The organism is Streptomyces sp. NPDC032721 (genome assembly GCF_055579625.1).
Window position 1 is genome coordinate 1 of the sequence record NZ_JBVIMX010000065.1, and the last position, 1257, is coordinate 1257.

Here is a 1257-nt window from a genome sequence, read left to right on the forward strand (position 1 = left end):
TGTCGAAGGTGGGACTGGCGATTGGGACGAAGTCGTAACAAGGTAGCCGTACCGGAAGGTGCGGCTGGATCACCTCCTTTCTAAGGAGCATCTAGGCGCTCTCCTCGGAGAGTTGCCCAGAGACCATTTCGTCGGCAAACGTCCGACGGTGGTTGCTCATGGGTGGAACGTTGACTATTCGGCACATTCGGTTCATGTCTGTGAGTACTGCTTCGGCGTGGAAAACAGAACCTGGATTGACTGTGTCGGGCACGCTGTTGGGTATCTGAAGGTACGGCCGAAAGGTTGCGATCTTCAGTGCCGGCCCCAGTGCACTCGGACTTCTGGTCCGGGGTGATGGGTGGCTGGTCGTTGTTTGAGAACTGCACAGTGGACGCGAGCATCTGTGGCCAAGTTTTTAAGGGCGCACGGTGGATGCCTTGGCACCAGGAACCGATGAAGGACGTGGGAGGCCACGATAGGCCCCGGGGAGCTGTCAACCGAGCTTTGATCCGGGGGTGTCCGAATGGGGAAACCCGGCAGTCGTCATGGGCTGTCACCCATACCTGAACACATAGGGTATGTGGAGGGAACGCGGGGAAGTGAAACATCTCAGTACCCGCAGGAAGAGAAAACAACCGTGATTCCGGGAGTAGTGGCGAGCGAAACCGGATGAGGCCAAACCGTATGCGTGTGATACCCGGCAGGGGTTGCGCATACGGGGTTGTGGGATCTCTCTTCTGTCGTCTGCCGGCGACAGGACGAGTCAGAAACCGTTGGTGTAGGCGAAGGACATGCGAAAGGTCCGGCGTAGAGGGTAAGACCCCCGTAGCTGAAACATCAACGGCTCGTTTGAGAGACACCCAAGTAGCACGGGGCCCGAGAAATCCCGTGTGAATCTGGCGGGACCACCCGTTAAGCCTAAATATTCCCTGGTGACCGATAGCGGATAGTACCGTGAGGGAATGGTGAAAAGTACCGCGGGAGCGGAGTGAAATAGTACCTGAAACCGTGTGCCTACAAGCCGTGGGAGCGTCGCTGTATGTGCTTGCACATGCAGTCGTGACTGCGTGCCTTTTGAAGAATGAGCCTGCGAGTTAGCGGTGTGTAGCGAGGTTAACCCGTGTGGGGAAGCCGTAGCGAAAGCGAGTCCGAACAGGGCGACCTAAGTTGCACGCTCTAGACCCGAAGCGGAGTGATCTAGCCATGGGCAGGTTGAAGCGGAGGTAAGACTTCGTGGAGGACCGAACCCACCAGGGTTGAAAACCTGGGGGATGA

Annotated in this window: 2 rRNA genes; both read left to right on the plus strand. The window is 57.4% G+C overall.

Annotation, left to right across the window (positions count from 1 at the left end):
* A 16S ribosomal RNA gene (locus ACZ5PB_RS43440) occupies positions 1-80 on the plus strand; the annotation flags it as partial.
* Between the two features lie 307 nt (positions 81-387).
* Positions 388-1257, plus strand: a 23S ribosomal RNA gene (locus ACZ5PB_RS43445); the annotation flags it as partial.